We start from the raw sequence: 22,639 nt of genomic DNA on the forward strand, positions 1-22,639 counted from the left end.
ATGTCTAGGGGCAAGTGGCAGCGGAGCCAGCTCATGTCTAGTCTGCATAGCAAGGTTCGCCCAGAAGCCGATCCCGCCGACGCCGCAATTCCCGATACCGCGACGGAACGGTTTCTCGTTCATGTCACCAGGGTCGAAGGGCTCCGTCAACGGGGCTTCAGTAGTGATGAAATCTACAAGATCGTCGGCCCGCGACGGACCCTGGCGCGTCGTAAAGAGCGAAACGAGACTCTGACGATCACCGAATCCGACCGCGTCCAGCGACTTGAGCGGGTTTCAGCGATGGCGGACCGGGTTTTCGGCAGTCATGAAAAGGCGCAGCGTTGGTTGCGCAAGCGCAGCAGAGTGCTCAACGAGATACCGATCAACCTCTTGCAGTCCGAGACGGGTGCCGTCCTGGTGGAAGAAGAGCTCCATCGCATCGATTACGGCATTCTCGCCTAACACAATGCGGCTGTGGCGCATTTCCAGCTACGCCGATCTCTCCGGCGCCGGTGGCATGGTCAGCGCCGGCCGTTGGCATGTCATGGGGACACCGATCGTCTACTGCGCCGATCATCCAGCTACAGCGCTTCTCGAAATTCTGGTGCATGTGGACGCGGAAGACCTGCCCCAGACCTATCAGCTTCTGGAGATCGAAGTGCCGGACGGCCTTACCGTTGCATCTCTGGAATTATCTGATGACTGGAAGGATGATACAGCCACGACGCAGCGGCTCGGCACGGATTTTATCGCCACAGCCAAGCACGCCGTTATGGAAGTCCCCTGTGTGATCGTCCCGTTTACAAGGAACTTTCTCTTCAACCCAGATTTGCTGGCGGGCGACGGCATCCACATCGTTGAGGTCACAACGCATCCTATCGATACCCGGTTGCTGGGGTAGACATCACATCGAGAAATCGAAGCGATAGGTCGTCGACATGCCGATCATGAACTGATCCCTGGAGCCGCGCTCCTTGACCAGGCTGGAATCGGCGGCCGGGCCCATCAGGCGGGAATATTCGCCGAACAGACTGGCCGTCATCGGCTCGGTCACCTTCCAGGTCACCGCGCCGCCCAGGCCCGCCGACTTCACCCCGCCGCCGGGATGATATTCGCTAAGTCCCGAGGCCAGGGACTCCTTGGCATCAACGCCGTAATAGGCGTCGAAATAGTCCGATGAGGCGAACGAAACGCGCGGTCCGGCCGAAATCCTGACGTCGGGCGTCACATCGTAAAAGGCGTCGGCGGCGATGTCGGCGACAAAGCCGTTATGGGCCCGAATGCCGTGCCGCAATTCGGCGCGGGCACGCAGCCAATCCAAAGGATAGAATTCGAAGAAGCCGCCAGCCTCGCCGCCCCAGCGCACCGGGTCGAGACCCTTCAATTCGTCGGCGTCACCACCGTCGCGGGAAAACAGGAACTTGCCTGTCAGGCCGGCGCGGACGCCGCCATCGTCGATCAATGCCAATGAGATATTGTCGTTGCGCGAGGTGAAGCGCGCCGCGGGACCAGCCTTGCCGAGCGAGATGATCGGCGAGGCGCTGAGCAGGTACTTCTTGCCGCCCTCGAAATTCGGGGCAATCATGCCGGTGGCGCCGACCGTCAGGTACCAGTCTCCGGACAGCCAGCCGAAGGTGCCCTCGCCGGCCTTGGCAACGCCGCAGGTGGCGAGCATGAATGCGGCCAGGACCGCCGGGATCGTCGGGACAGACCGCATCGTTACTCCATACGTCGAACACATTGGCCGATACAACCAGCCTTGACTGAAGCCATGGCGCCAGTTCGGTAAAATTTGACTTAATATCCATGACATCGGCGGCGTTGGCCGGCCTGTTGCGCGTTGCAGTCGATTGTTTAGCGCACCAAGATTCCAGATCAAGTGTTTGGAATACGATAGCAGTTGCCTCGGCAGGGGTTACAAACATTCGCGGACAAACATGCCTGCGCTGTGAAGAGCGCGGCGACCGGCGCTCAACCCCGCATTCCAAACCGGCCAAGCGTGAATCATATGCGGCCAAATTTCGAAACGTACTTTGACGTCCGCCGCGCCGGCGGCTTCGGCGAGCCGAGTTGCGTCAGACATCAGCGTCTCGGCCGAACCGGCTTGTATCAGCATTGGGGGAAATCCGCTCAGATCGGCGAACAAAGGCGAGATCAGCGGATCGCGCCGACCAACGCCATTGGGAACATAGGCCGTTGCCAGTTCCTCCAAATACGCCCGGTGGATGATAGGGTCGATTGCGTCCTTGGTTGATAGTGTCGCGCCGGACATCGAAAGGTCCGTCCAGGGCGAAACCAGCCAAAGACATCGCGGCAACGGCTCGCCTGCCGCACGCAATATACTGACCAGGCACAGGGTAAGGTTGCCGCCCGCACTGTCTCCGCCAACCACGATGCGATCCGACGCGATGCCTTGCCGGCTCAGAAAGCGCCATGCGGTGAGTGCGTCTTCATGTTGCGCAGGGAAAGGATGTTCCGGTGCGCGGCGATAGTCGATCGCGAGGGTGCGTATTCCCATTGCCCGACCTGCCTCGGTAACCATTCGACGATGACTTTTAAGGGAGCCGGAGCAGTAGCCACCACCGTGGAAAAAGAGCAGAACCTTATCCCTGTCACTCCCAGGCGCCAGGGACCACTCTCCCTCAAGGCCATCGAAAACCTCGCGCTCGCATCGGATGTCCTCCGCGACCGGCCAGACCGAACCGACTTCGTCGAGCCGCGCCCGGCGTTCGTCCCAGCGGACCGTTCGTGGTTTTGACGTCAACAGCCTGCGGACGGCGTTGATCTCTGTCAGATCGAGGTGTTCGTCCACATCGCCCATTTTGCTCCCCCAGTCTTGCCAAGCGCCGAGAAAGGCGAACAGCCAAACGTCATCGACAAGATACCGATTGCCCGCTTGCAAAAATAGCGACGAACCAGCGCCACTATCATCTTGCGATCAGCCAGATCTACATCAGCGAGAAATCGCCCGACGTCCGTGCCATATTGGCGGTGCGCTGCCGTGTCAGCCAATTTTCGATTTGCTCGACGGTGCAAGGTTCAAAAGAGGGGGAATTCCGATGCCGGACAATTCGTATGCCGGAACCACTGCCGAGCGGCTTGTCAATCCGCGCAGCGTAGGACGATTGGGGCTGATCGTGATGGCGCTGTTCCCCACCCTGTGGGGTTTTCTCGGTCTGTTGAACGATGCAACCGACTTCAAAGACACTCTGGTGAATGCCGTGAAGCCGATGATCGAAATGACCAACACCTACGGCAACCCATGGCAGCAATGGCGTGCCATCACCATGCCATGGGCTGCCCCTGTGGCACTCGTCGGCATTATGGCCGTCGAGACCCTAGCGGGGATATTCGGACTGATCGGGCTTGTGCTTATGCTGCGCAAGTTGGTTGGCAGCAGCAGCGATTTCGCTCATGGCAAGGCATGGATGATGCTGGGCTGCCGGTGCGCAATCCTGGTGTGGGGCATCGGCTTCACGGTGATCGCCGGCGACTATTTCCTGTCATGGGAAGCCAAGACCATGCCGCTCTCGAACCAGCTCGGCGGAACAATCTACTTCTTGCCCAACGCGCTCGGGCTAATCCTCGCGACCCTGCATCGCGAGGGCGGCGATTACTGAGACCTCGACGCAAGGTTGTGACATGCGGATGCGGATGCGACCGGCGTTGCCCGGCGTTTGGAGGTCGGGCTCTATATCAAAGCTCGACGTTGCGGCCGCTTTGCGGACAGGAGCTATTCTCCAACTAAACCTCGGCGTGACCACGGTTTGGCCTGAGGGCGCAAGCCCACGTTTCACGGAAATGAACTCGCAGCGGCTGCTCTTGCCAAAAGCAGACGTCTCGCAGGCGTACCGCCCGAGCATGGGTGTGACCCTCACAGCCTGCTCGCTTTACGAGAAGGCCTATCGGCGTTACCTTCAAAGCCGACAAAAAGGCCAAGTAGTCTTGAGGGAGAGGGCGATGACACTGCACGGCGATGCCTTGAAAGATGCGATCAGCCAGACGCGGGCTAAATGGGGATGGTTCGTCGCGCTCGGGGTGCTGCTGCTTGTCTTCGGCGGCATCGCCTTCGGCAATCTGTTCATCGCAACCGTCGCCTCGGTCTTTGTCGTGGGCTGGCTGATGCTGATGGCCGGCATTGTCGAAATCATCCATGCCTTCGGCGTGAAGACATGGGGCCGTTTCTTCTATTGGCTGCTCAGCGGCCTCCTCTACGCCGTCGCCGGCTTCTTCGCCTTCGACAATCCGGTCCTCGCCTCGACGGTGCTGACCTTCCTCCTGGCGGTCGCGCTGCTTGCCTCAGGCGTGCTCAGGGCCTGGGTAGGCTACAGCCACCGGCCGCAGCCGGGCTGGGGCTGGGTGGTCGCGGCCGGCGTCATCAGCGCGCTGGCGGGACTGGTCATCGCCATGGGCTGGCCGGTCAACAGCGTGTGGGTGCTGGGCCTGTTCCTGGCCGTCGACCTGATCTTCCAGGGCTGGACCTTCATCGCCCTTGGCTTGGCGCTGAAGAGATAAATTCTGGTTGAGCATGATCTTAATCGGAAAACCGGATCCCACTTTTTGCTGCGCTGACCTTCGGTTCGGGACCATGCTCTAAAAAGCTATGGCCGCGTCCAGCCCGGAAAGCGGCCTGACGCCGGCGAGCAGTGCCTTCGCCTCGGCCTCGTCACGCTTCATCTGGGCGACCAGCGCGTCAAGCCCGTCGAACTTCACCTCCGAGCGCAGGTAGCCGAAGAAGGACACGGCACAAATCTCGCCGTAGAGGTCGCCGGAAAAGTCGAAGAGGAAGGTCTCCAGCAATGGCGCGCCATTGTCGTCGACCGTCGGCCGGCGGCCGAAGCTGGCGACGCCATCGTGTAGCGAACCGTCGGCGCGGCGGAAGCGGACGGCATAAATCCCTTCATTGAGGGTGGCTTCCGGCGAAAGCCTCATGTTTGCGGTCGGAAAGCCGAGTGTCCGGCCGAGCTGCTGGCCGCCGATCACCTCCGCCTCGACGGTGAAACGGTAGCCGAGCAAGCCGGCGGCCTCGGCCACATTGCCCTCGCACAGCAGCGTGCGTATGCGGCTCGAGGACACCACCTCGGCGCTTTCGTCGCGAAACGCGTCAACCAGCGTGACGCCGAAGCCGTGGCGCTCGCCGGCAGCCATCAGATAGGCCGGACCGCCCTGGCGGTCCTTGCCGAAATGGAAATCGAAGCCGGTGACGGCGTGGCTTATGCCGAGGTTGCGCTCGAGCACGCCGGTGACGAAAGCCTCCGCCGACAAGGAGGCGAACTCGCGTGTGAACGGCTGCTCGACCAGCGCCGCAAAGCCCAGATGCGACAACAGCCGCGCCTTCATCGGCGGCGGCGTCAGCACGAACAACGGCATGTCCGGCCTAAACACCTTTCGCGGATGCGGTACGAAGGTCAGCACCAGGGCGGGTACGCCGCGACGCTCCGCTTCGGCGCGCGCGCGTTCGAGCACCGCCTGGTGGCCGCGGTGGACGCCGTCGAAATTGCCGATAGCCACCACGCCGCCGCGCAGATGGGCCGGCAGCGGTGCGGTTGCGGAAATGCGTTCGAACATGGCCGTCATGGCTTGAACCTATTGCAGCCTGGGAATCACCGCGACCGGCCTGTAGCCATATTTTTCCAGGAAAGCCGCGAGCCTGGCCGGATCCGGCTGCAGCGTCTCACCGTAATCGCGGGCATGGATGCCGCCTGATACGTAGAGCACGTCGAAGCCATTGTCGGCCGCGCCCTTGATGTCGGTCATCATGCCGTCGCCGATGGCCAGAACTTGCGAACGCTCGACCGGGCGGCCGAGAATGACGGCGATCTCCTTCATGGCGATGTCATAGACCGGCGCGTAGGGTTTGCCGGCGATCAGCGTGCGTCCGCCAAGCTGTGCGTATTCGCGGGCCAAAGCGCCTGCGCACCAGATCATGCGTTCGCCGCGCTCGACGACGATGTCGGGATTGGCGCAAATGAAGGGCAGGTTCCTGGCACGCAGCCGCAGCAGAAGATCGGCATAATCCTCCGGCTTCTCCACCTCGTCATCGAACAGGCCAGTGCAGACCACGCCGGATGCTTCGAACTCCTCGACGAGTTCGACGTCGAGGCCCTCATAGAGCGTGAAATCCCGATCGGCGCCTATGTGGAAGATCTTTCGCGGCCCTTCCGCGATCAGGTCGCGGGTAACGTCGCCGGACGTCACGACACGGTCATAGGCGGCGGGCGGAACGCCGATGGCGTTCATCTGCGCCACCACGTCGGCGCTGCGACGCGGCGAATTGGTGATCAGCACGACAGGTATTTTCGCCGCGCGAGCAGCGATCAGCGCGGCAGCCGCCGCGGGGAAATGCCATTCGCCATTGTGCACAACGCCCCAGACGTCGCACAGGATGGCTGAATAGGCTCCCGACAAGTCTGCGAGCGAACCGATGATGTCGGGCGAATCCGCCATGCCGTTGTCCCTGTACCATGATGCTTGCAAGCGCCGCGACCGACGGTCCGCCGCGACCGGTTGGGATTAACCGAAGCGCTTCACCCTGTCACCAGCTTTCATAGCGCCGCAAGATTGTGGCACGGGGACGCCGGCGAGGACGCGATGGCGAAAGCTTTTCTTTTCCAGCGCCTTATCCCTTTTAAGAGGCTTTGCTGCGGGAAGCTCGGAGCAGCATTGCCGATTGCGGACGCGTGGTTAACGGGAATTGAAAACCCGTACCGGCCTTGAACGTATTTCAGCAATCGGAAATTTAAAAATGCGTGGCATCGTCCGGGAAAAATGGGGCGGGCGGGAATGCTGAAGGCAATAATCGGAGAATTCCGACACGACAGACGTGGCAACTACTCGTTAATGACTGCAATCACCATTGTGCCGCTGATGGCCGGTCTGGCGCTCAGTGTCGATTACGGGGAGTTGCTGCGCCAAAAGCACGAAACGCTGAACGCACTTGATGCGGCCGGCCTCGCCGCCGCCCAGCAGATCGTTGCCGGCGCCAGCGACGACGACGTCAAGGCCTACGCCAAGACATTTTTCGAAACCAATCTCGCACGTATCGACCCGGCAAACACAGCGCTGACCGTCACGCTGCCCAACAACAATGCCGGCGGCGGCACCTTGAAGCTCTGCGCCGGCCTCACATTCCACCCCTATTTTCTACCGGCCGCCAGCCTGCTGATCGGCGGCACGGCAAGTGACACGACCTTCACCGAATGTTCGGAACTCCGCCTCAAGAACACCCTCGAAGTCGCGCTTGTGCTGGATAATTCCGGCTCGATGAGCGATCTCGGCTCCGGCACCGGCGAGAAGCGAATAAACCTGCTGAAGTCGGCCGCCAAGCAGCTTGTCGATACGCTGGCGCTTCAGGCGCAGCAGATGAAGCAGATCACCAAACCGGTGCAGTTTTCTCTCGTGCCGTTTGCGGCCTCGGTCAATGTCGGCCCTACCCACGACCAGGACGGCTGGATGGATCAGGACGGCATCTCCCCGATCCAGCACGAGGATTTCGACTGGACGACGATGAGTGCCGCCAACAATCCGGACAAATATGCCGAGAAGCTCAACGGCGTCTGGTACAAGCGTGGCGCCGGCTGGGGCGAGACCAAGGACCAGCCGCTGACGCGTTTCAGCCTCTACGCCGACATGACGGTCGAATCGGGCCGCGAAGAGGTACCCAATTCGAAGCAATATGTCTGCGACACATATAAGAAGAACGGCACCTGCCAGTACGGCCACTGGAGCGCACCGGAATATATCTACACCACAAGCCGCTATGCGAGCTGGCAAGGTTGCGTCGAAGCACGGCCATATCCCTACAATGTCGACGACACCACGCCCGATACAGCCGCGCCGGCCACGCTTTTCGTGCCGATGTTCGCCCCGGATGAGGCTGGCACTCTGTGGCTCGATTTCAACCGTGACGGCATCAACGACGTCATCAGCACGTCCTACAATTACGGCAACAACTGGTGGGCCGATTGGCCCTATGTCGCCGGTCCTACCGCTTCCCAGCGCCAGTCTGACATGCGCAAATATTTCCTGGTAAAACCATACGGTTCGCAATCCGCAGCCGCGGGCGATGGGCCGAATTCCTCCTGCACCACCAACCCGATCACGCCGTTGAAGGACGTCAGCCAGGACGCAGAGAAGCAGGAGATCAAGGACGCCATCGACGCCATGGCGCCGAACGGCAACACCAACGTGCCGGAGGGCCTTGCCTGGGGCTGGCGAACTGTATCGAGCAACCCACCGTTCACCGATGGTCGGCCGAACAGCGAGAGGGGCAACGACAAGGTGGTCGTGGTGCTGACCGACGGAGCCAATACTTATAGTGCCGTCAGCGACGGCAGCTACGCCAACAACAGGTCGACCTACGCCGCCTACGGCTACACTGGGCTGACCTATCCGGGATCTGGAAGCGTAACCCGCCTGTTCATGAATACCAGCACCGATATCGGCAAGACCACCTATACCGGTGCCAACTACACGGCAGCACTCGACGAGCAGATGAAAACGCTCTGCGCCAATGCAAAGAATTCGAACGTTCTGGTGATGACGGTGGCGCTCGACCTGTCGCCCACAGATGCCAGCGACAAGAAGGCAATCGATGCGCTGAAGGCGTGTTCGTCGGATTCGCGCTTCCGCAAGGATTCGGCCGACCCGAGCAAGCCTGCCAAGCTGTTCTGGAATGCAACCGGCGCGACGCTGTCCGACAATTTCAAGGAAATCGCCAACGAATTGTCGAACCTGCGCATCGTCGGCTGAAGGCGATGGGATTGGCAACTAAGGCAGGGGGCCCGGCGCGCTGGCGCAAAGGCTCCTGCCGTCATGCCCTTGCGGGTGATGGAAGCATGTGGTGAGTGTCCCCACCCGGAGATGCGCTCTTGCCTGAACCCGCCAACCACCTTGCCTTTGCGCTGGTCTGCCTCGGCATGGTGCTGACGCCCGGCCCGAACATGATCTATCTGATCTCGCGCTCGCTGTCGCAAGGGCCGAAGGCCGGGCTGATCTCGCTGGGCGGTGTGGCGCTCGGTTTTTTGTTCTATGTGCTGTCGGCGGCGTTCGGCATCACCGCGCTGCTGCTCGCCGTGCCCTTTGCCTATGATGTGCTGCGCCTTGCCGGCGCGCTTTATTTGCTGTGGCTCGCCTGGCAAGCGGTGAAGCCCGGCGGGCGCTCGCCCTTCCAGATCCGCGAACTGCCGAAAGACAGGCCGCGCAAGCTGTTCGCCATGGGCCTGATGACCAACCTGCTCAACCCGAAGGTGGCAGTGCTCTATCTGTCGCTGCTGCCGCAATTCATCAGCCCCGGCAAGGGCCACGTGCTGTCGCAGCTTCTGGTGCTCGGTGCCACGCAGGTCGCGATCAGCCTGACCGTCAACGCCATCATCGCGGTGACGGCCGGCTCGATCGCCATCTTCCTCGCCGGGCGGCCGCTATGGCTGGTGATCCAGCGCTGGATGATGGGCACGGTGCTGACCGCGCTGGCCGTCAAGATGGCAACCGACGCGCAACGCTGATCGGTCCTACATCGGCCGCCTGACCTGCTCTGCCCGCTCCGGTTCGACCACCCTGCGGTAGAGATGCCAGGTCGCGTGGCCAAGGATGGGCATGACGACGGCAAGCCCGGCAAATAGCGGGATCGAGCCGATGACCAGGAGCACGGCGACCATCAGGCCCCACAGCGCCATCTGCAGCGGGTTTGTCATAACTGCGCGCGCCGACGTCTCGACTGCCGAGACCGCGCCGACGTCGCGGTCGAGCAGCAGCGGAAAGGCGACGACAGTCGTCGCCAGCACGATCGCGGCGAAGGCGAACCCGGCCAGGTTGCCGAGCAGGATCAGCGTCCAGCCCTTGCTGGTCGTCAGCACTTCGCGAATAAAGCCGACGATAGAGGCCGGAGGCTGATTGCCGTACAGGCTGGTGTAGATCGATTGCGCGGTGAACAGCCAGAGCAGGAACAGTACCACCAGCGTGATACCGATGACTGCAATCGCGGGCAGCGCCGGGGAGTGGCGCACGTCGAGCGCATGCCACCAGGATGTATCCATGCCGAACTCGCGCCGGCGGCTGATTTCGTAAAGGCCGATAGCGGCGAACGGACCGACCAATGCGAAGCCGGACATCAGCGGATAGATGAGTTGGATGGCGTTCGAGCCCGAGGTCCACTGCGTCAGGATCAGGCCGACCACCGGATAGATCAGGCACAGGAACACATAATGCGACGGCTTGGCCCAGAAATCCTCTACGCCGAGACGGAGCGCATCTATCAGATCCTCGGTGCTGATGCGGCGCACCGTGGGCTGTACATGCATTCCACGTGCGTCCGCCATGACATGAAAGCCGGCCATAACCTTTCTCCCGTGTGTCGGGGCGGTCACCGCCAGGATGGCCGCCCGCAGCTGCCACTTCAAGAACGCCCGTAAGATAGCGGATCTCGGCGTGCTTGTCGCCACCGCCCGGCGCCGGGGCGCCGGGCGGCTGAACGAACGGATTAGGCCGCGAAGCGATCGATCACCTCGGCCAGCGGCACGTGACCGAGGCAAGCGCCTGACCCGGCGGGCTTTTCGCCAGCCTCGACAGCGAGCGCGTATCGCACGGCCGGATCGGCTTCGATGCGGCGACGTAGCGCCGCCACCCTGGGATAAGCGGCGCCGTCGACCGCCTGGTGGAACTCCGCCCAGCGCGCCACGCCGATCAGCGTGGTATCGGCAAGCGTCAGCCGGTCGCCGACCAGGAAATCCGTGTCGAGGATCATCGCCTCGAGCTGGTCATGGCGGTTGGTAACGACCTTGCGGCCAAAGTCACGCAAGGTCGCCAGCAGCACCGGTTCGGCCGGCTCCATTTCATAAGCAGCCCAGAGCGGGGTGAAAGCGGCGGTGAAACCGGTGTTCACGAAAGCCATCAGCTGGTGCATCCGGTCGGCTTCCGGCGAGCGAGACTCAAAGCTGATACGACGTTGCGTATCGCGAGCTTCGAGCCAGGCGGCAATCGCCATGGTCTCGGTGAGCACCCTGCCTTCGTCGGTGATCAACACCGGCGTTTCCTGGCGGCCGTTGATACTGGCATAGGCGTCGTTCTTCATCTCAGCGAGCATGTCGACACGACACAGGCGGTAGCGTTGTTCGAGGCGTTCAAAAGCAGCGACAAGCCCCATCGAACTTCCCAGCGGGAAGCCGTAAAGGAGAATAGGTTCCATTTCTTTGTCTCTTCCATGATTTAGGGATCACGCTGCGCAGCGAAACTTGACCCTAAACGCTGGTCGCCCCATGTAAATTACGCACTATTCTGTAACCAGGTCCCCGCCATGAAAGATGTCGTCTCACGCTGCCCGATCGAGGAGACCATGCGTGTGCTCAGCGGTCGCTGGCCCACCTTGCTGCTCTATTATCTCAAGGACGGTACCAAGCGCTTCAGCGACCTAAGGCGTGACAATCCGACAGTGTCGCACCGCATCCTGGCGCTCGAACTACGCAAGCTGGAGGAAGCCGGGATTGTGCGGCGAACAGCGCATGCCGGCTATCCGCTACACGTGGATTACGACCTGACGGAGCCCGGTCTCAAGCTTGTGCCGCTCATCGACGCCCTGGGCGATTGGTGGGAAGATACCGAGGACGATCGGGCCAGCCGGGCTACATCGACGCCGGAAACCAAACTCGTGGCGGCGGAATAGCCGCCCGGCGATCACCGCGCCGCAAAGAACTGCCGGCGAGAGCCCAGCGCGCTCCAAGCCGTTCATACATTAGATTCCGCAAGACCAAGGCGACCGGCTATGGGGCGCGCCATTGTGCCAGCCAAACCGGGACAAGGCACCGCCATCCGGCACCAACTCCTGTAGCATAGCTCGCCAATCCCGATCACCTGACCCGCCGTTCGATCTCGTTGCCCGATCAGATCGGCTTGACCATGCTGGCTGGCTGTCGCTTTTGATTCTGTGTGAATGAAGAGCCTACTTATGCTCTTGAAGTTTCTCCTGAGACTTTGCCATTTGATCGTCCCCAAGTTCCATATTGTGCATCGTTGCAATCAACCATTCATCATGATCCCGCGTCGCCACTACGCTGATTAATCCGCGCCGACGCGGCCATTCGTTTCCCATCGGATCGAGCGCGCCAGTCATGGACCACCGCAGGTCGAGCGTGGCAACATCAGGGCGAACAAGCCTGTTCCGCACGCTTTCGGCGGATAGGTGGCTGTGCTTGAACATCTTCTCAAAAATTGGGGCATGGAACTGCTCGATCTTGTCACGTCCAGTCGCCTGCATACCGAAGACGTTTGTAAATTCGGCATCTGCCGCGAATACGGCGGCAAAGGCGCGAGCATCGTGACGATTCCAAGCTTCGATCAGCCTGTGCGCGACACTTTCCACCCCTTCAGTTCGGACGTTGCCGGTAGCCATGCTGACCTCCTGCCATATAGTTCGGTTGCCATACTATATGGGCACCATATAAGTTTGGAAAGATGGATAATCAGCCATACACGCAGTCTCTGCTTCTCTATGCTTATCAATCGTCGGCGAGCGCTTTGGTCCAGGTTCTCCGGGAGAGCGGCCATTCGGCAATCAAGCCCAAACACGGCGCTGTATTCGCCAACATCGACGCGGAGGGAACCCGACCCAGCGTCCTCGCAGAGCGTGCGGGCATTGGCAAAGCATCGATGGGTGAGTTGATCGATGAACTGGAGCGCCTCGGTTATGTTCGGCGCTCGCATGATCCGAACGACCGACGGGCCAAATTAATCGTTGCAACTAACGCGGCGCTTGCGGTGATCCGGACCGTCCACGATTTCAATCAGCGTCTCGAAGACCAATACCGGAGGCTGCTTGGTGCTCAGGCGTACGAATCGCTCCGGTCGTCACTGCAAGCGATATCCCCCAGAGAAAATTTGCAACCGAGGATACCTCGCCAGCGCTCGTCAAGCCGCAAAGATGGGGCAAAAGAAACTCTCGGTCCGTGAATGCCTGACTGGGTATCGAGCCCCTGGGCGTATCGAGCCCGAACAGCCGCCTGGGCGAATGCCGCCATCCGAGCAAGCCTGTTTCGATTGAGCAGTGAAATCAATCTGACACAGTGCCATCACGTCGAAACCATCATCACGCATTTTCACCGCCCTGCCCGGCAAAAGCCATGATCGCGGTTATGTCAGGCGGGCATGACCGTTACGAAAATCGAAAATTATGAGGCCCAACCAAGCCTAAGCAGGCGCGTGCTGCTCAGAGCTGCCGGCCTTGGCGCCCTTGCCGGGCTCGTCGCCTGCGCCACCGTGCTGCCCACCGGCGAAGGCGCCGGTGTCTCTGCCTCCGCCGCTGGCACGCTGGCCGGCATCCGCGCTTCGGCGGGTCTCGGGCCGCTTGTCCCCGATGCGCCGCTCGAGCAGGCGGCGCTGCAGCAGGCCGGCTATATGGCGCGCGGCGGCCGAATGAACCACACCACCGGCTGGGGCAAGGACTTTGCCTCGCGCGTCAAAGACAATGGCATTGCCGGCGCTGCCGCCGAAAACATCGCCGAAGGCCGCTTCGACCAGCAGAAGCTGTTTGATATCTGGGTGCATTCGCCAGGCCACCGCCGCAACATGCTCGACCCGCGCTTCACCCGCTTCGGCCTCGCCTATGTGCGCGACGGCCGCGACAGCACGCTTCGCTACTGGTGCCTTGTGCTCGGCAGATAACTTCCGCCATTTGGTCGGCAGAAGCCTGCTGGCGACCGATCCGTCAGTCTTTGCGGCCGCCGCCGAGCAATTCCTCGACGTCCTGCGCACAAATCGGCCTGCTGAAATGATAGCCCTGCATTTCGTCGCAATTGTTTCTGCGCAGGAAAGCCACCTGATCATCTGTCTCAACGCCCTCGGCGATGACCCTCAGGTTGAGATTTTGCCCCAATGAAATCACCGCGCTGGCCACAGCCTGATCGTTCTCGTCGGCGGCGAGATCCTTGATGAAGGACTTGTCGATCTTCAGCCGCGCCACGGGAAAGGTCTTGAGTGCGCTGAGGCTGGAATAGCCGGTGCCAAAATCATCGATCGAGATCTGGACACCCAGGCTTTGCAGGGCGTTCATGGTGGCGACCGCCAGCTCGATATCCTGCATGATAAGGCTCTCGGTCACCTCCAGCTCGAGATACCTGGCCTCCAGGCCGCTGTCCTTCAGCGCGCTGACGATGCGATCGATCAGGTTGCGCTCCCTGAATTGCCGCGCCGACACATTCACGCAAACGGTCAAGGGCGGCAGTCCTGCGTCTTGCCAGGCTTTGTTCTGCCGGCACGCCTCATGCAGAACCCAGTCGCCGATCGATACGATCAGACCTGTCTCCTCGGCGGTCGGGATGAACATCGTCGGCATTACCGTGCCAAGCGTTGGGTGGTTCCAGCGTATCAGCGCCTCGACCGCAAAAACCCGACCTGACCGAAGGTCCACCTGCGGTTGGTAGAGCAGCGTGAATTCCGAACGCGCCAAGGCGTTTCGCAACTCTTCCTGAAGCACGAATTTTTCATGCGCCCTGGTGTTGAACTCCGGAGCGTAAAACTGGAAATTATCGCGGCCGAACTCCTTGACGCGATACATGGCCGCGTCGGCATTTGCCAGCAGCGTATCGGGATCCGTCCCATCCTTGGGATAGTTGGCAATGCCGATGCTGGCCGTCGCCCGCACAAGATGCGCTCCGAGCTGAACCGGCTCGGCGAGTGCAGCCCTGAGCTTTTGCAAGGTCTCGGAAACGAGATCGACGTTCGCCGGCTGGTCGAAAAGCACGACGACGAATTCGTCGCCGCCAAGCCGCACGACGGTATCGGTCGCCCGGACGCAGTCGACCATGCGACTTGCGACGATCTTCAGGAGCTCGTCGCCGGCATTGTGGCCGAGCGTGTCGTTGACGAATTTGAAATTGTCCAGATCGATGAACACCACTGTCACCCAGCGATCGTATCGCTGGGCGTACAAGACTGCCTGTGAAAGCCGGTCCTCCAACAAGGCGCGATTGGGGAGCCCGGTCAGCACGTCATGATTGGCCATGAAGTGGATCCGGTCTTCGGCCTGTTTGCGTTCGATGGCGATCCCGGCGATGCGCGTGGTGAAATCGATGAGGCGAGCCTCGGCCTCGGTCGGTTCGCGCACCGTCACAGAATACATCGCAAAAACGCCGAGCACGGCGCCCTGATGCGACAGGATCGGCGTCGACCAGCATGAACGCAAACCGTGTGGCCGCGCGAGTTCGCGATAGTCCTGCCAAAGCGGATCCTGCATGATGTCAGCGACAATCACCGGCTCGCGCCGATAGACTGCGGTACCGCAAGACCCTGCCCTTGGGCCTACCGCGGCGCCGTCGACGGCGTCGGTGTAGTCTCTCGCCAGGCTCGGCGCGGCGGCGTGGCGCAAGTGGCTGCCATCCTTGTCGAGCAGCAAGACCGAACCGAATATCCCCGCCAGTTGGGACTCGACCAGACGCATGAGCCGCTCGAGCACGTCTTCGAGGGGAGCGCTCTTTGCGATCATCTCGAGGATATGCGCCTGCCCGTCGCGAAGGATTTCGGCCTGCTTGCGCGCAGTGATGTCGCGGGCAATGCCGACGAGGCCGAAAATGTTGTTCTGAACGTTGCGCAACGGCAGTTTCGTAGACAGGAACCATTTGCCGGTGCCTGACGCATCGACGACGAACTCCTCCTCGTCGATCATCGGCTGTCCGTCGCGCATCAGTTGCTGCTCGATGACGCGAAATTTCTGCGCAAGATCCGGCGCGTGAAGGTCGAAGTCGCTCAGACCGATCATGTCGCTCGTGCTGTCTCGACCGCTGTCGGACGCAATGGCTCGGTTGGCGACGACGAAGCGGCTTTCGGTGTCCTTCACCCACATGTAGTCAGGCACCAGGTCGATCAGCGTCTGCAAGGAGATACGCTCGTCGACGACCAAGCGGTTGGCGCTGAGCTCGCTGATGTCCTCATGCGTGGCCACCCAGCCGCCGTCAGGCATCGGCTGATGGCAGACCTGAATTGTCCGGCCATCGGCGAGCTCGGCTGTCCAGTTCCCCGAAGCCGCGCCCGAATTGACTGCCCGGGCCAACGCCAGATAAGCGTCCGCATTCATTGCCGAGGTTCCGACAGCGACGCGCCGCTCGACGATTTCGCGCAGCGCCGCACCCGGCTGCAATTGCTCCGGTGCAAGGCGATAGATTTCCGCATAGCGTCGATTGCACAGGATCAGCCGTTCATCGGCATCAAAGAAACAGATGCCTTGCGAGATGTTCTCTATCGCGGTCTGGAACCGCAGTGCCTGGTCCTGAAGTGCCGCAATCGTGGCGCGAAGCTCGCGCTCGAGGGCCTCATATGAGGCAGTCGCCAGTTGTGCCAGCGTCGTCAAATTTGCGGATTCGGGCGCGTCGGTTTGCCTGGATGACTTCGTGGCCAAACACAATTCCTCCCGCTGATGCTTGAGGCAAGCAAAGGAGGCTCGCCTTCAACCCAAAAGCGACTGCATATTGGTCCGGATATACTAATGGCAGGTGAAACTGGCTCAACGCCGACGCTACCGGCACAGGCAACGGAAGCCGTGAGCCGGTCGCGGTGCCGGAGCCGTGAGACTTAGTCCATATGCGCGGCAGGCGCGCCACCGGCGGGCGGCGCAGCCTTTGGCTTGCGCAGCAGGAAAACAAAGGGGACAGCAAGCAGTGTCATCATCATCAGCAGCTTGAAGTCATTGACGTAGGAGATCATCATCGCCTGGATATTGACCATGCGATCCATCAGCGACAGCGCCGTCGGATCGCCGCCCGCCGCTGCCGGCGATGCCGCCCAGAGGTTGGGATTGAACGCATTGATATAGGCCGAGAGCTCGGCGTGGTTGATCTGCGTGTTGCGTACCAGCAGAACCGTCACCACCGATACGCCGATCGACGAGCCAAGATTGCGCACCAGGCTGAACAGCGCCGTTGCATCGGTGCGGAAGCGTGCGTCGAGCGTGGCGAAAGCCACGGTGGACAGCGGCACGAACACCATTCCCATTCCAAGGCCCTGGATGACGCCGGAGCTGAGGATAAGCCAGTTGTCCATCTGCGGCGAAAAGCTCGACATCGTGTAGAGCGATTGCGCGGTCAGCAGGAAGCCGATGACGACGAGGATCCTGGCATCGATCCTGTGCATGATCCGCCCGACGAACAGCATCGCGATCATCGTGCCGACACCGCGCGGGCCCAAGACGATGCCTATGGTGAGGGTCGGATAACCGAAGATGGTCGACAGCATTGGCGGCAGCAGCGACATGCTCGCCAGGATGAGCACGCCCATGACAAAGATGAACGCGAGCCCGGTGACGAAATTGCGGTCGAGGAATATCTTCGGGTCGATAAAGGGGTGCTCCGCCGTCAACGTGTGGATGGTGAATACCCAGAAACCGGTGATGGAAAGACCAAGCTCGATCCATATCTCGATCGAGGAAAACCAGTCGACCTCGCCGCCGCGATCGAGCATCAGCTGCAGCGCGCCGACACCGAGCGAGAGCATGGTGAAGCCGAAGAAATCGAAGCTGCGCACGCGACGGGCGACGCTGGGAAGATATGCGGCCATGCCAAGGAAGGCGATGATGCCGACCGGCAGGTTGATGAAGAACACCCAGCGCCAGTTGAAATTCTCGGTCAGCCAGCCACCCAGCGTCGGGCCAAGGATTGGTCCCAGCATGATGCCGGCGCCCCAGATGGCCATGGCCTGGCCGTGGCGTTCCCTAGGGTTGATGTCGAGCAGGAAGGTCTGCGACAGCGGCACGATGGCCGCGCCGAACACGCCTTGCATGAGCCGGAACAAAACGATGGTCTCAAGGCTCCAGGCGATGCCGCACAGCATTGAAAAGACGGTGAAACCGACCACGGCCGTCAGGAACAGCTCCTTGCGGCCGAAGCGGTCGGCAAGCCAGCCGGTCACCGGCGTCATGATCGCCGCGGCAACGATGTAGGAGGTCAGCACCCAGTTGATGTTGTCGGGGGAGGCGCCGAGATCGCCGGTCATGGTCGGCAGCGCAACGTTGGCGATCGTCGTGTCGAGCGCCTGCATGATCGTCGCAAGCATGAGCGCAACTGTGATCAGGCCGCGGTGCGGTACTTCGCGAAAGGGTTCTGGGCTGCTCATGACCTAAAACTTCCAGCAGGTAACAAAAACGTGTACATTAGGTTTCCGGACGGCGAGGCCCTCGCTGTAGAGAGACCCTCATCGCGGTGGGACGCGAGCATCGATGTGGGGGTTACATCGACTGAGCGTCTCGACAAGCGGGCGCCTGCCGCCCGGAAACCTGAGGACCGAAGATCCTGCGCGGCGTTGTCTGCTCAGGCAGGCTACAGCGCAGCCCGTCCACGCATTCAACTTTTCCTGCGCCTCCCTCGGACCAATCCTGCATCCATCTCGCTGTTTGCTATGCGGCCGCTACCAGGCCTCTTTACCTGGCCTCGCCTGCCGTGGCGCGGCCGAAAATGCTCGGCAGCCCGCGGGAAACGCCGGTGTCCACCGTGACCGTCGCGCTCATGCCGGTGCGCAGCGCCGTCTTGGCGTCGGCATCGGCCAATTCCAGGCGGACCGGAATGCGCTGCGTGACCTTGACCCAGTTGCCGGTGGCGTTCTGCGCGGGCAGCAGCGAGAACTCGGCCCCGGTGCCGGCGCCGATCGCCTTGACGGTGGCTTCGAACGTCTTGCCCGGATAGGTATCGACCACGATTTCGGCCTTCTGGCCCGGCTTCATGTTGGTGAGCTGGGTTTCCTTGAAATTGGCGTCGACCCAGGTGTCGCCGGTCTCGACCAGCGAAAACAGCGGCGTGCCCGAACCGACATACTGGCCGACCTTGAACGAAGCGGCCTGGCTGATGATGCCGTCGGCAGGTGCCTTGACCGTGGTCTGGACCAGATCGTAGGCCGCCTTGTCGCGTGCGGCGAGCGCCGCCATTACCGTTGGATGCTTGTCGGTCTCGATGTCGGGATTGCCGCCAAGTGCCGCCTTGGCGCTGGCGATCCCTTGCTGGGCCACGGCCAGCTGCTGCTTCGCCTTGTCGAGGTCGTTCTTGGCTTCGTCCAGAGACGACTTGGCGTTGATGCCCTTGCGGGCAAGGTCGGCGGCGCGGTCATATTGCGACTGCGCGTACTGGACCTGGCTTTCGTCGGACTTCTCCTGCGCCAGCGCCTGGCTGTAGGCCGCACGCAGCTGCTCGACATTGAGCCGTGCGCCAGCCACCGCCGCGTCGGCCTGGGCCAATGCGATCCGGTAGGGCTCGGGATCGATAGCGAACAACACGTCGCCCTGCTTGACAGACTGGTTGTCGAAAATGTCGACCTGAACGATGCGGCCCGCCGTATCGGCGGCTATCGACACCTTGGCCTGCTGCAGATTGGCGTTCTCGGTCTCCTGATAGCGGCCGCCGGTCACCCAGACATAGCTGCCGCCGGCGATCAACGCAGCGGGCAGCACAAACATCAAAAGGAAGCGGCCGGCACGGCGCTTCTTCTTCGGCGCCACCGGCGCCGGAGCTATCTGCGGAGCGACCGTTACCGGAGCTGCCGCCGGCTTCGCGGGAGCTTCCATCTCCAGCTTGGCCGCATTCTCATCTAGTTTGGCTACCGCGTTCATGCTGCTGCGCCTTCCGTATTCTTCACTTTTTCCGAGGGCGGCGTCTCACCATCTGCAAGATTCTGCACCATTGTCTCCAGCGCCCTGACCAGGACGTGGCGATCTTCCGGCGAAACGCCAACGAGCGATTCCTCATAAACCTCGCCGGCAAGGCTCTTGACGTGGGTGTAGGCCGCGTTGGCCTTGGCGGTCGGGAAAATCATGCGCACTCGCCTGTCGGTTGCGTCGGGACGGCGCTCGATCCAGCCGCCCTCCTCCATGCGATCGACAAGACGCGAGACGCTGATCGGCTCGATTTCGAGAAGCTCGGCAAGCCGCGCCTGCGCGACACCCGCCTCCTTGGCGACACGTACCAGAAGCCGCCATTGCGCCGAAGAAAGGCCGAAACCACTGGCGCGCGCCTCGAAGCGCTTGCGCATCAGGCGCTGCACGTCGTGGATCAAAAAGCCCAATCTGTCGATGCCGTCGGAAACCATGAGCGACATATATAATAAGCGTGCTCATAATTCAAGGAGCCGGATTGTGCCAGAAGCCGGCAAGTGTGCATGGCAGTCGGTGCAGGGCGATCGTGGTTAGCAATTTATTACGCCGGGCGCTTGTGACGAGCATGCAGAAGATCGGCGTTCAGATGCTCAGACTATCGATCTCATCCAGGCGGAAAACGCTTCGATATGCGCTTGTCGGGGGTGATTGGCTACGCAGGCAAGGTAAAAGCCATAGCCTGGCAGACAGAGATCATGTGCCTTGACTAGCCTGCCAGCCTCGAGTTCGCCACTGACGACCACATCGCTGCAGATAGCGATACCTTGGCCTGCCGCTACCGCGTCAATCGCGTGCAGCTCTTCGCGGAAGCTTAGGTCCCATGCCTGGTTGGCATTGGGGATGCTGGGATCGATCGAGCGTGCGATCGCCAGCCATCGTTGCCAAGTCGGCGCTTCCGGGTCGCGGTTCGTCCAATTGAAATGGATGAGCGGGTATTGCAGCAGATCGGCGGCGCGCTCGATCTGTCGGTCGCCTCCTGCGAACAACTCCGGGCTGCATACCGGAAAGAATGCGTCCCGAAAAATTTCCTGCGCGGGAACATCCCGCGGCATCCTGCGCGCATAGCGGATCGCGACGTCGGCGTCACCGGCTCGCAGGTCCAGAACGGCGTCTGTCCCGATGATCTCCAGTGGAATGTTCGGATGCTGTTCGCGCCACTTCGACAGGCGCGGAACCAGCCATCGGCTGGCAAATGCATTTGGGCTCGTCACGCGCAACGGGCGTTGGCCAACTCCGGCCGAGGCTGATGCTATTGCCGCAGCGAAAGCGTCGAAGCCGCTGCAAATTACCGGGAATAGCCGTTCGCCCACGCCTGTGAGCACGAGCGGTCGTGGGCGCCGCCGGAACAGCAGTTGCCCACAGACCTCCTCCAGCAATCGAATCTGGTGGCTGATGGCCGTTGGCGTCACTCCGAGTTCCGTCGCGGCCTTCCTGAAGCTCATCAGCCTGGCAGCGGCTTCGAAGGCGCGAAGCGACCCGAGCGGCGGAAGTTTTCTCATCCAGGCAGTTTAGATGAATTTAGCTCATCCAGCGACTGAGATATTCGATTTTGCAGCGAATGGCGCCGCATGAGATCATTGTGATCCGGTGAACGACAGCGGCCTGTCCAACCGTGCTGGATCACGAAGGGTATCCCTCGATGAGCATGTTCAAGCTTATAGACGGTTCCGAGCCGACGTTGCAGGCGCCAGATATCGCCCGGCTCAGGCAGGCGATTAGCGGCGATCTGATCCTTCCGGACGACCCTGGCTATGACCAGGCGCGCAGAGTTTGGAATGGCATGGTCGATAAGAGGCCGGCGGCTGTCTTCTATTGCGTCGAATCCAGCGATGTCGTCACGGCCGTCAACTTCGCCCGATCGCAAGGCTTCCTCGTCGCCGTCCGCGGCGGTGGTCATAACGTCGCCGGCAGTTCGGTATGCGACGGCGGCTTGGTGATCGATGTGTCACGCATGAAGCGGATCGAAGTCGACCCGATCCGCCGTGTTGCGCGCGCAGAAGCCGGCCTGAACCTGGGCGAGTTCGACGCAGCCACACAGGTCCATGGTCTTGCGACGACCATGGGTGTCAACGCGGATACCGGCATAGCCGGACTGACACTCGGCGGCGGGTTCGGCAAGCTTGGCCGCAAACATGGACTGAGCTGCGACAACCTTGTTGCTGTCGAAATCGTGACAGCGGACGGCCGCTTGCTCACGGCAAACGCGGCCGAAAATGCAGATTTGTTCTGGGGCATTCGGGGCGGCGGCGGCAATTTCGGAATAGTCACCACCTTCGAATACAAGCTCCATCCCGTGGGTCCGCTCCTCATCGCGGGATCGATGCTATACCGCTACGAAGAGGCACGCGAAGCGATGCGGTTCTATCGTGCGTTCTCGAGCGGCGCCCCGGATGAGCTGAGCCTGGATGCAGCACTTGTGACGGCGCCCTCGGGCGAACGCTTCTTCAGCATATCGGCGTGCTACATCGGCCCACTCGACGAAGGCCAGCAAATCATTCAACCTCTGAGAGAGTATGGCACGCCAGTTGAGCGCCGGATTGCTCCTGTCCCCTATCTTCAAATCCAATCGGCCGGGGACAGCCTCTTTCCGCGCGGGCGGCGCTACTACTGGAAGGCGCAGTTCATGCGCGAAATCACAGATCAGGCGATCGATACCATGCTTGCGGCTTACATGACTGCACCCAGCGAATCGCTTCTGGTCCTGCAGCAGGTTGGCGGCGCCATCTCGCGAGTACCGATGGACGGAACGCCCTACGCCAACAGAGATGCACTTTACGATTGCTTCCCGATATCGATCTGGGACAATCCGTCTGACGACGAAACGCACATCCGATGGGCGCGCGACCTGTGGGATGCAATGAGACCGTTCTCGACCGGCGGCGTCTATGCGAATAATCTCGGCGAAGAGGGCACTGATCGGGTTCTGGCGGCTTACGGCGAGAATTATCCGAGGTTGGCCGCACTAAAGAACAAGTATGATCCCACCAATTTCTTTCGCTTGAACCAAAACATCAAGCCTGCGACCTGAGCGACCGCCCCAGGCCG

The 22,639-nt window shown here is 61.3% G+C and carries 23 protein-coding genes; 10 read left to right on the plus strand and 13 right to left on the minus strand.

Annotation, left to right across the window (positions count from 1 at the left end; genetic code table 11):
• Positions 1-33 precede the first annotated feature (33 nt).
• A complete protein-coding gene (locus NKJ23_RS14175; RefSeq protein WP_031211149.1) occupies positions 34-444 on the plus strand; it encodes an Xre family toxin-antitoxin system antitoxin in 411 nt (136 codons plus the stop codon).
• 4 nt (positions 445-448) lie between these two features.
• Positions 449-883 carry an RES family NAD+ phosphorylase gene (locus tag NKJ23_RS14180; protein WP_352680697.1) on the plus strand — a complete coding sequence of 145 codons (435 nt, stop codon included), beginning with the start codon at positions 449-451 and terminating at the stop codon, positions 881-883.
• A gap of 3 nt (positions 884-886) precedes the next feature.
• On the opposite strand, the gene NKJ23_RS14185 is transcribed toward NKJ23_RS14180, so the two are convergent.
• From NKJ23_RS14185 to NKJ23_RS14195, 3 genes are all read right to left on the minus strand, one after another.
• Positions 887-1,699, minus strand: a complete 813-nt coding sequence (locus NKJ23_RS14185; RefSeq protein ID WP_352680698.1) for a MipA/OmpV family protein — start codon at positions 1,697-1,699, stop codon at positions 887-889.
• 198 nt (positions 1,700-1,897) lie between these two features.
• Complete coding sequence (locus tag NKJ23_RS14190) at positions 1,898-2,803, minus strand: alpha/beta hydrolase (protein WP_352680699.1); 906 nt, start codon at positions 2,801-2,803, stop codon at positions 1,898-1,900.
• Positions 2,773-2,994, minus strand: a complete 222-nt coding sequence (locus tag NKJ23_RS14195; protein WP_352680700.1) for a hypothetical protein — start codon at positions 2,992-2,994, stop codon at positions 2,773-2,775. The genes NKJ23_RS14190 and NKJ23_RS14195 overlap by 31 nt, the downstream gene beginning before the upstream one ends.
• An 8-nt stretch (positions 2,995-3,002) precedes the next feature.
• On the opposite strand from NKJ23_RS14195, the gene NKJ23_RS14200 reads away from it, so the two are divergent.
• The gene (locus tag NKJ23_RS14200) at positions 3,003-3,602 is read left to right on the plus strand and encodes a DUF2165 family protein (RefSeq protein ID WP_352680701.1); all 600 of its coding nucleotides are present in this window, start codon (positions 3,003-3,005) and stop codon (positions 3,600-3,602) included.
• 340 nt (positions 3,603-3,942) lie between these two features.
• Positions 3,943-4,497, plus strand: a complete 555-nt coding sequence (locus NKJ23_RS14205; protein ID WP_352579223.1) for an HdeD family acid-resistance protein — start codon at positions 3,943-3,945, stop codon at positions 4,495-4,497.
• 78 nt (positions 4,498-4,575) lie between these two features.
• Here NKJ23_RS14205 and NKJ23_RS14210 read toward each other — a convergent pair whose 3' ends face one another.
• The gene (locus tag NKJ23_RS14210) at positions 4,576-5,559 is read right to left on the minus strand and encodes a bifunctional riboflavin kinase/FAD synthetase (protein ID WP_352680702.1); all 984 of its coding nucleotides are present in this window, start codon (positions 5,557-5,559) and stop codon (positions 4,576-4,578) included.
• A 9-nt stretch (positions 5,560-5,568) separates the two neighbouring features.
• Positions 5,569-6,429, minus strand: coding sequence for a TIGR01459 family HAD-type hydrolase (locus NKJ23_RS14215; RefSeq protein WP_352680703.1), 861 nt, complete (start codon positions 6,427-6,429; stop codon positions 5,569-5,571).
• Between the two features lie 336 nt (positions 6,430-6,765).
• On the opposite strand from NKJ23_RS14215, the gene NKJ23_RS14220 reads away from it, so the two are divergent.
• Both NKJ23_RS14220 and NKJ23_RS14225 read left to right on the plus strand, forming a co-directional pair.
• Positions 6,766-8,733: a pilus assembly protein TadG-related protein gene (locus NKJ23_RS14220; RefSeq protein ID WP_502902535.1), complete on the plus strand. Its 1,968-nt coding sequence runs from the start codon at positions 6,766-6,768 to the stop codon at positions 8,731-8,733.
• A gap of 119 nt (positions 8,734-8,852) precedes the next feature.
• Positions 8,853-9,485, plus strand: coding sequence for a LysE family translocator (locus NKJ23_RS14225; RefSeq protein ID WP_023674336.1), 633 nt, complete (start codon positions 8,853-8,855; stop codon positions 9,483-9,485).
• A 6-nt stretch (positions 9,486-9,491) separates the two neighbouring features.
• Here NKJ23_RS14225 and NKJ23_RS14230 read toward each other — a convergent pair whose 3' ends face one another.
• Both NKJ23_RS14230 and NKJ23_RS14235 read right to left on the minus strand, forming a co-directional pair.
• Positions 9,492-10,316: a DUF2189 domain-containing protein gene (locus tag NKJ23_RS14230; RefSeq protein ID WP_023674335.1), complete on the minus strand. Its 825-nt coding sequence runs from the start codon at positions 10,314-10,316 to the stop codon at positions 9,492-9,494.
• Positions 10,317-10,459: 143 nt separating this feature from the next.
• Positions 10,460-11,164 (minus strand): glutathione S-transferase family protein, encoded by a 705-nt coding sequence (locus tag NKJ23_RS14235; protein ID WP_023674334.1) that lies wholly within the window; start codon positions 11,162-11,164, stop codon positions 10,460-10,462.
• 108 nt (positions 11,165-11,272) lie between these two features.
• Between NKJ23_RS14235 and NKJ23_RS14240 the strand changes: the two genes are divergently transcribed.
• Positions 11,273-11,638, plus strand: a complete 366-nt coding sequence (locus NKJ23_RS14240; RefSeq protein WP_023674333.1) for a winged helix-turn-helix transcriptional regulator — start codon at positions 11,273-11,275, stop codon at positions 11,636-11,638.
• A 276-nt stretch (positions 11,639-11,914) separates the two neighbouring features.
• On the opposite strand, the gene NKJ23_RS14245 is transcribed toward NKJ23_RS14240, so the two are convergent.
• Positions 11,915-12,364, minus strand: coding sequence for an SgcJ/EcaC family oxidoreductase (locus tag NKJ23_RS14245; protein ID WP_352680705.1), 450 nt, complete (start codon positions 12,362-12,364; stop codon positions 11,915-11,917).
• A 62-nt stretch (positions 12,365-12,426) separates the two neighbouring features.
• Between NKJ23_RS14245 and NKJ23_RS14250 the strand changes: the two genes are divergently transcribed.
• Entirely contained in the window at positions 12,427-12,921 is a 495-nt protein-coding gene (locus NKJ23_RS14250; protein WP_051406070.1) for a MarR family winged helix-turn-helix transcriptional regulator, read from the plus strand.
• Between the two features lie 195 nt (positions 12,922-13,116).
• Positions 13,117-13,632 carry a CAP domain-containing protein gene (locus tag NKJ23_RS14255; RefSeq protein ID WP_023674330.1) on the plus strand — a complete coding sequence of 172 codons (516 nt, stop codon included), beginning with the start codon at positions 13,117-13,119 and terminating at the stop codon, positions 13,630-13,632.
• A 43-nt stretch (positions 13,633-13,675) separates the two neighbouring features.
• Here NKJ23_RS14255 and NKJ23_RS14260 read toward each other — a convergent pair whose 3' ends face one another.
• The 5 genes from NKJ23_RS14260 to NKJ23_RS14280 all read right to left on the minus strand — a co-directional run bounded on the left by NKJ23_RS14260 (position 13,676) and on the right by NKJ23_RS14280 (position 21,093).
• Positions 13,676-16,360: an EAL domain-containing protein gene (locus NKJ23_RS14260; protein ID WP_352680706.1), complete on the minus strand. Its 2,685-nt coding sequence runs from the start codon at positions 16,358-16,360 to the stop codon at positions 13,676-13,678.
• Positions 16,361-16,533: 173 nt separating this feature from the next.
• The gene (locus NKJ23_RS14265; protein WP_352579230.1) at positions 16,534-18,069 is read right to left on the minus strand and encodes a DHA2 family efflux MFS transporter permease subunit; all 1,536 of its coding nucleotides are present in this window, start codon (positions 18,067-18,069) and stop codon (positions 16,534-16,536) included.
• Positions 18,070-18,373: 304 nt separating this feature from the next.
• The gene (locus tag NKJ23_RS14270) at positions 18,374-19,552 is read right to left on the minus strand and encodes an HlyD family secretion protein (protein WP_352517859.1); all 1,179 of its coding nucleotides are present in this window, start codon (positions 19,550-19,552) and stop codon (positions 18,374-18,376) included.
• Positions 19,549-20,028: a MarR family winged helix-turn-helix transcriptional regulator gene (locus NKJ23_RS14275; RefSeq protein WP_352517870.1), complete on the minus strand. Its 480-nt coding sequence runs from the start codon at positions 20,026-20,028 to the stop codon at positions 19,549-19,551. The genes NKJ23_RS14270 and NKJ23_RS14275 overlap by 4 nt, the downstream gene beginning before the upstream one ends.
• A gap of 156 nt (positions 20,029-20,184) precedes the next feature.
• A complete protein-coding gene (locus NKJ23_RS14280; RefSeq protein ID WP_352517858.1) occupies positions 20,185-21,093 on the minus strand; it encodes a LysR substrate-binding domain-containing protein in 909 nt (302 codons plus the stop codon).
• A 140-nt stretch (positions 21,094-21,233) separates the two neighbouring features.
• Here NKJ23_RS14280 and NKJ23_RS14285 point away from each other — a divergent pair, with 140 nt between their 5' ends.
• Positions 21,234-22,622, plus strand: a complete 1,389-nt coding sequence (locus NKJ23_RS14285) for an FAD-binding oxidoreductase (protein ID WP_352517857.1) — start codon at positions 21,234-21,236, stop codon at positions 22,620-22,622.
• Positions 22,623-22,639 lie beyond the last annotated feature (17 nt).

This window comes from Mesorhizobium sp. M0184 (genome assembly GCF_040322215.1).
GTDB lineage: Bacteria > Pseudomonadota > Alphaproteobacteria > Rhizobiales > Rhizobiaceae > Mesorhizobium.

What these genes read in the sequence shown, in the direction of transcription:
- NKJ23_RS14275 (WP_352517870.1), bottom strand. Translation starts at nt 20,028, where the DNA reads ATGGTTTCCGACGGCATCGACAGATTGGGCTTTTTGATCCACGACGTG.
- NKJ23_RS14205 (WP_352579223.1), top strand. Translation starts at nt 3,943, where the DNA reads ATGACACTGCACGGCGATGCCTTGAAAGATGCGATCAGCCAGACGCGG.
- NKJ23_RS14210 (WP_352680702.1), bottom strand. Translation starts at nt 5,559, where the DNA reads ATGACGGCCATGTTCGAACGCATTTCCGCAACCGCACCGCTGCCGGCC.
- NKJ23_RS14235 (WP_023674334.1), bottom strand. Translation starts at nt 11,164, where the DNA reads ATGGAACCTATTCTCCTTTACGGCTTCCCGCTGGGAAGTTCGATGGGG.
- NKJ23_RS14250 (WP_051406070.1), top strand. Translation starts at nt 12,427, where the DNA reads ATGGATAATCAGCCATACACGCAGTCTCTGCTTCTCTATGCTTATCAA.
- NKJ23_RS14215 (WP_352680703.1), bottom strand. Translation starts at nt 6,429, where the DNA reads ATGGCGGATTCGCCCGACATCATCGGTTCGCTCGCAGACTTGTCGGGA.
- NKJ23_RS14185 (WP_352680698.1), bottom strand. Translation starts at nt 1,699, where the DNA reads ATGCGGTCTGTCCCGACGATCCCGGCGGTCCTGGCCGCATTCATGCTC.
- NKJ23_RS14285 (WP_352517857.1), top strand. Translation starts at nt 21,234, where the DNA reads ATGAGCATGTTCAAGCTTATAGACGGTTCCGAGCCGACGTTGCAGGCG.
- NKJ23_RS14240 (WP_023674333.1), top strand. Translation starts at nt 11,273, where the DNA reads ATGAAAGATGTCGTCTCACGCTGCCCGATCGAGGAGACCATGCGTGTG.
- NKJ23_RS14280 (WP_352517858.1), bottom strand. Translation starts at nt 21,093, where the DNA reads ATGAGAAAACTTCCGCCGCTCGGGTCGCTTCGCGCCTTCGAAGCCGCT.
- NKJ23_RS14255 (WP_023674330.1), top strand. Translation starts at nt 13,117, where the DNA reads ATGACCGTTACGAAAATCGAAAATTATGAGGCCCAACCAAGCCTAAGC.
- NKJ23_RS14190 (WP_352680699.1), bottom strand. Translation starts at nt 2,803, where the DNA reads ATGGGCGATGTGGACGAACACCTCGATCTGACAGAGATCAACGCCGTC.
- NKJ23_RS14265 (WP_352579230.1), bottom strand. Translation starts at nt 18,069, where the DNA reads ATGAGCAGCCCAGAACCCTTTCGCGAAGTACCGCACCGCGGCCTGATC.
- NKJ23_RS14220 (WP_502902535.1), top strand. Translation starts at nt 6,766, where the DNA reads ATGCTGAAGGCAATAATCGGAGAATTCCGACACGACAGACGTGGCAAC.
- NKJ23_RS14230 (WP_023674335.1), bottom strand. Translation starts at nt 10,316, where the DNA reads ATGGCCGGCTTTCATGTCATGGCGGACGCACGTGGAATGCATGTACAG.
- NKJ23_RS14175 (WP_031211149.1), top strand. Translation starts at nt 34, where the DNA reads ATGTCTAGTCTGCATAGCAAGGTTCGCCCAGAAGCCGATCCCGCCGAC.
- NKJ23_RS14245 (WP_352680705.1), bottom strand. Translation starts at nt 12,364, where the DNA reads ATGGCTACCGGCAACGTCCGAACTGAAGGGGTGGAAAGTGTCGCGCAC.
- NKJ23_RS14180 (WP_352680697.1), top strand. Translation starts at nt 449, where the DNA reads ATGCGGCTGTGGCGCATTTCCAGCTACGCCGATCTCTCCGGCGCCGGT.
- NKJ23_RS14270 (WP_352517859.1), bottom strand. Translation starts at nt 19,552, where the DNA reads ATGAACGCGGTAGCCAAACTAGATGAGAATGCGGCCAAGCTGGAGATG.